5 protein-coding genes and 1 pseudogene are annotated in these 4,715 nt (G+C 51.5%); all 6 read left to right on the top strand.

Going from position 1 to position 4,715, the window contains the following annotated elements:
* The first annotated feature begins 318 nt into the window (after nt 1–318).
* Nucleotides 319–1,281: a glycosyltransferase family 2 protein gene (locus tag QZP87_RS01750; RefSeq protein ID WP_291321200.1), complete on the top strand. Its 963-nt coding sequence runs from the start codon at nt 319–321 to the stop codon at nt 1,279–1,281.
* A complete protein-coding gene (locus QZP87_RS01745; RefSeq protein WP_291321199.1) occupies nt 1,271–1,501 on the top strand; it encodes an acyl carrier protein in 231 nt (76 codons plus the stop codon). The genes QZP87_RS01750 and QZP87_RS01745 overlap by 11 nt, the downstream gene beginning before the upstream one ends.
* On the top strand, nt 1,501–2,556 hold the full coding sequence (locus QZP87_RS01740) for a ketoacyl-ACP synthase III (protein ID WP_291321198.1): 1,056 nt from the start codon (nt 1,501–1,503) through the stop codon (nt 2,554–2,556). The genes QZP87_RS01745 and QZP87_RS01740 overlap by 1 nt, the downstream gene beginning before the upstream one ends.
* An 11-nt stretch (nt 2,557–2,567) precedes the next feature.
* Complete coding sequence (locus QZP87_RS01735; RefSeq protein ID WP_291321197.1) at nt 2,568–3,332, top strand: SDR family oxidoreductase; 765 nt, start codon at nt 2,568–2,570, stop codon at nt 3,330–3,332.
* Between the two features lie 3 nt (nt 3,333–3,335).
* Nucleotides 3,336–3,869, top strand: a complete 534-nt coding sequence (locus QZP87_RS01730) for a GNAT family N-acetyltransferase (RefSeq protein WP_291321196.1) — start codon at nt 3,336–3,338, stop codon at nt 3,867–3,869.
* A 55-nt stretch (nt 3,870–3,924) separates the two neighbouring features.
* A pseudogene (locus QZP87_RS01725) lies at nt 3,925–4,715 on the top strand (hypothetical protein); the annotation flags it as partial.

Here is a 4,715-nt window from a genome sequence, read left to right as displayed (position 1 = left end):
GAAATTGTCTCACGCAGAGGCGCAAAGGCCGCAGAGAAGAATCTTCCCCTTAGCGTCCTTAGCGCCTTAGCGTGAGGCAAAAGAGGCGTCTCACGCCAAGGCGCCAAGGCCGCAGAGGAAGATAAATTTGGCCTTCGGCCTTGAAGAGAATCATCCCTCCAGGGATGAGGCAGACCTTTTTGTAAGCAGGTCTTCCCTGCTTACAAAAAATCTTCCCCTTGGCGTCCTTTGCGCCTTTGCGTGAGGCAATCTCTTCAATACTTCTTAGAGAGGCGCCAAGGCCGCAGAGCAAGCATATTTAACAATCCAAAAAAAACCATGCCAGACATATCCATAGTTATTCCAGCATACAAATCATCTGCCTGGCTTAATGACCTGGTCCGGGAGACAGCCTCCACCCTCAACAGCCTGGAGCTGTCCCATGAGATAATCATTGTAGATGACTGTTCCCCGGACAGCACCTGGGATGTCATAGCCCGGACAGCGCAGGATCTGCCTAATGTCCGCGGTATCCAGCTCATGAACAACGAAGGCCAGGTCCGGGCCACCCTCTGCGGCCTGCAGCACAGCAGGGGTGATATTGTAATAACCATGGATGACGATTTTCAGCACCGGCCTGATCAGCTTCAAAGGCTTATTCAGGCCCTTGAGCACAATCCTGAGATGGACTGTGTCATGGGAGTATTTGAGCACAAAAAGCATTCCTTTTACCGCAACCTGGGTTCCAGGATTATCAATCGCCTTAACCAGACAGCCTTTAATATGCCCCGTGGCCTGCGCTCTTCAGGCTTTCGGGCCATGAGGCGGCAGCTTGTTGAAGTCATCTGCGCCCACCGGATACTCAACCCCTCTTTATCCATGCTTATCTTCAGCAGCACCCGCAGGGTTATGAATATAAGTCTTGAACATTCTCCCAGGCGGGCGGGCAAGTCCAACTATACCCTGCGCAGGCAGTTCAGGCTGGCCTTTGACAATATCTGTCACGCCAGCATGCTGCCTCTGCGCTTAGTCTCTTTGACCGGCCTTGCTGCCTCTGGTCTTAGTCTGGCTCTTATGCTATTTTATTTCGTGCGCTATCTGCTGGGAGCCATACTTGTTCCCGGCTGGACCACCATCATTCTGCTCTTGACCTTCTTCTCAGGAGTGATACTCTTTGCCCTGGGCGTTATCGGCGAGTATTTGTTCATGGTCCTCAAGGAGGTCCGGGGAAGACCCTTGTACTTTGTGCGCAAGTCTCTGCCGGACGCGAATGCCCCAAAAGGAACACCTGATGATAGATAGACTGATTGAGTTTTTTGAAGAGATCCTGGAAAAAGATCCAGGCCAGATCAAGCCTTATGATAAGTTCAGGGAGTATGAAGAGTGGGATTCCCTGGCTTACATATCCCTGGTCACAAAAATTGATGAGCAGTTCGATGTCACTGTCCGGCAGGATGATTTTCAGTCACTGGCCACCATCGATGATATTGCCCGCTACATAGCAAAATCCAGAGGGAGCTGATGGCATCAACCAGCTTCAATAACGTAGGTATCAAGTCCATTTCAGCAGCAGTACCGGCAGGAATATTCAACAATTACACAGATAATGACTTTTTTGATGCGGCTGAGGCCGGGAAAATCGCTGACAGCACCGGTATAAGGCAGAGAAGGGTAGCGGATGAAAATACCTGTGCCTCAGACTTGGCTCTGGCTGCTGCAGAAAAAGCCTTTGCAGATACCGGCACGGACCGCGGCAGTATTGATTTTCTCATCTTTGTCTCCCAGACCCCGGATTATAAGATGCCGGCCACCGGAATCATCCTGCAGGACAGGCTTGGGCTGCCCGGGAGTTGTGCAGCCTTTGACATTAACCTGGGATGTTCCGGTTTTGTATACGGGCTCAACCTGGCGTATTCACTTGCTCTGCAGCCGAATATCGACAAGGTTATGCTGATCAATGCTGAAACCAGGACCAGGGCCTACTCCTTCAAAGACCGTCAGACCGGTTTTCTCTTTGGAGATGCGGCCTCGGTCTTGATCATTGAAAAAGGGGATCATTACGGTCCTTCCTGGTTTCTAATGGATTCAGACGGTTCCAGGCATGACTACATCATGATTAAATCCGGTGGGTACAGGCATCCCAGCACCCCTGAATCTCTGCTGGAACGTACCTTTGAGGACGGAAGCGTCAGAAGCGACGAGCAGGCCACCATGAATGGTCTTGGAGTCTTTGAGTTCGTCATCACCCAGGCACCTGCGCACGTCAGAAAGATTCTCACCATGAGCGGACTTTCCAGAGAAGATATCGACTGGTTTATTTTTCACCAGGCCAACCTGGCCATGAACAGTTATCTTGTCAAAAAACTCAAACTTGATCCTGACAGGGTGCCCTTCAACCTGGACCGGTTCGGCAACACCAGTTCGGTTTCAATCCCTCTGACCATCTCAACTGAGCTTCCAGGAAAGCTGAGTCAGGACACCAGAATGATAATCTCCGGGTTCGGGGTGGGTCTGTCCATAGGCTCAGCCATGATCAGCCTGCATGGCCCTCATATATCTGAAATCGTCGAGATGTAGGCAGGCCGCCCATGGAAAACCACTCCTTCAGTCTCAAGAATAAAAATATCGTCATTACCGGGGCAAGTTCCGGGATCGGCAGGCAATGCGCTGTTGAATGCGCATTCGGCGGGGCCAGGGTCATACTAATTGCCAGAAACAGACAAAACCTTATCGCAGCAATGGATGACATGCCCGGCGACAGGCATATCGCCCTGCCTGTAGATCTTACTGAATTTGACGGGCTGGCTGCCTCCATCAGGGAAGGGATTGCAGGCATTGAAAAGGTTCATGGTCTCGTCCATGCCGCGGGTTTGCAGATGACCTGTGCCCTGAACCAGATGAACATTGACAGATATCGCAGTCTTTTTGACATCAATGTCTTTGCCGGTCTTGAAATTGCAAGAATTGTAACTCACAGGAAGTTTATCCCCCAGGATGGTTCCAGCCTGGTTTTTATCAGTTCCACCATGGCAGCAGCCGGCAGGCCGGGACTGACTGGTTATTCAGCCACCAAGGGGGCATTGCTCTCTGCGGCGCGCTCAATGGCTATGGAACTTGCGTCAAAAAAGGTCCGGGTGAACTGCGTCTCTCCCGGCTTGATCATGACCCAGATGATGCAGGATGTGTTCAGCACTCTGACCCCGGAGCAGGTCAGCCAGAGGAGGCAGGGTTACGCTTTGGGTCTGGGCCGGCCCAGAGATATTGCTGATGCCTGTGTGTTTCTTTTGTCTGATGCCGCCCGCTGGATCACCGGGGCCAATATTCCAGTGGATGGCGGCTATACAGCTCAATAAGCCATGAAAACTCTGCAGGGATACGGCGTCACCCTTGAGCCGGTTAAACACAGCGACATTGAAATGGTGCGCAATTGGCGCAACGACCCGAATGTTGCCGGGTTTATGCACTTTCGTGATCACATTACCCGGGAGATGCAGGAAAAGTGGTTTCAGTCCATAAACTCTCCCAGCAACGCCTACTTCATCATCTTTATAGACAACAGGCCCGTGGGCATGACTGAACTCAAGAAGATCGACCATGCTCAAAAGACTGCTGAAGGCGGGATTTTTTTTCATGACTCAACATTGCGCCACAGCATCTATCCTTACGCCGTTATTCTTCTAAGAAACCGGTTCGGCTTCAACGATCTCAAGCTCAACTCCCTGTATGCCCATATACTGGACGACAATCACCGGGCCATACGCTTCAACAGGTCCCTGGGCTATATCCCCACAGAGCAGTGTGAAGAACCCGGGAAACGTCTGTACATCCTGACCAGAGACAGGTTTTTTGAAAGTGTTGCAAAGTACAGAAACATCCTGGAAAAGTTATGAGGGCTGAGACTGTCCCCGGGCCGGTTTCGGCATCCCCCTGACCAAACTATATATCATGAACATCTCCAGACTCAACAGATCCCTGGTCAATTTCAATACAGCTTTCAGGCTCTCAGGCATGCTCATGGCCGGGCGTATGTCTTCAAGGCGGTTGCATGCACTCAGACTGCGCAAGCTGCGGGGCATACTTTCTCACGCCTTTGATCACTTCGAATTTTACAGAAGCGGCATGAAGTCAGCAGGTGTTAATCCCAGGACAATAACCTCTCTGGATGATTTAAAAAAACTGCCTGTCCTTGACCGCCAGGCCTATAAAGAGCTGACCGCCAGTGCTCTCAAAAGCTTCCCTGAGCAGTTTCAGGACTGTTTCCGGGACGCCACCAGCGGCAGCACAGGACAGCCCGTTCAGATCTACAGATCCTGGGATGACCGGGCCTGTATGCTGGCCAAGTTCATGCGGGTTCTTGTGTTGAATGGTTACCGGCCCTGGCATAAAATGTTCTGGGTGGCTTCTCCTGTTCATATCCGGGGTCAGGACACCATTTTGCAGTCTCTGGGCATCATGAAAAGACATATGGCCTCTTTTGCCGACCCCACCGGGATACTGGTGGACAAGATTGTTTCCCTCAGGCCCCAGGTCATTTACGCCAACAAATCCCACCTGGTGCAGATGGCCATGCATATCTGCAGAAACAGGATCAGCATCCCCAGGCCCATGATCTGTGCCTCGGTTGGAGAAATCCTTGATCCTGTCTCCCTGTCTCTTCTGCAACAGGCTTTCGGGCCGGACAGTCTTATTGACTGTTACGGATCCCTGGAACTAAGCAATGTGGCCTGGCGAAGAAT

Origin of the sequence: Desulfonatronospira sp. (assembly GCA_003563255.1) — a bacterium.
GTDB lineage: Bacteria > Desulfobacterota > Desulfovibrionia > Desulfovibrionales > Desulfonatronovibrionaceae > Desulfonatronospira.
The sequence above is the reverse complement of the archived record's forward strand: the minus strand, read 5'-3'. Positions and strand labels throughout refer to the sequence as shown.

Bases quoted from the DNA above. Each gene is read 5' to 3' on its own strand.
- QZP87_RS01745 (WP_291321199.1), top strand. From the start codon at position 1,271: ATGATAGATAGACTGATTGAGTTTTTTGAAGAGATCCTGGAAAAAGAT.
- QZP87_RS01730 (WP_291321196.1), top strand. From the start codon at position 3,336: ATGAAAACTCTGCAGGGATACGGCGTCACCCTTGAGCCGGTTAAACAC.
- QZP87_RS01740 (WP_291321198.1), top strand. From the start codon at position 1,501: ATGGCATCAACCAGCTTCAATAACGTAGGTATCAAGTCCATTTCAGCA.
- QZP87_RS01735 (WP_291321197.1), top strand. From the start codon at position 2,568: ATGGAAAACCACTCCTTCAGTCTCAAGAATAAAAATATCGTCATTACC.
- QZP87_RS01750 (WP_291321200.1), top strand. From the start codon at position 319: ATGCCAGACATATCCATAGTTATTCCAGCATACAAATCATCTGCCTGG.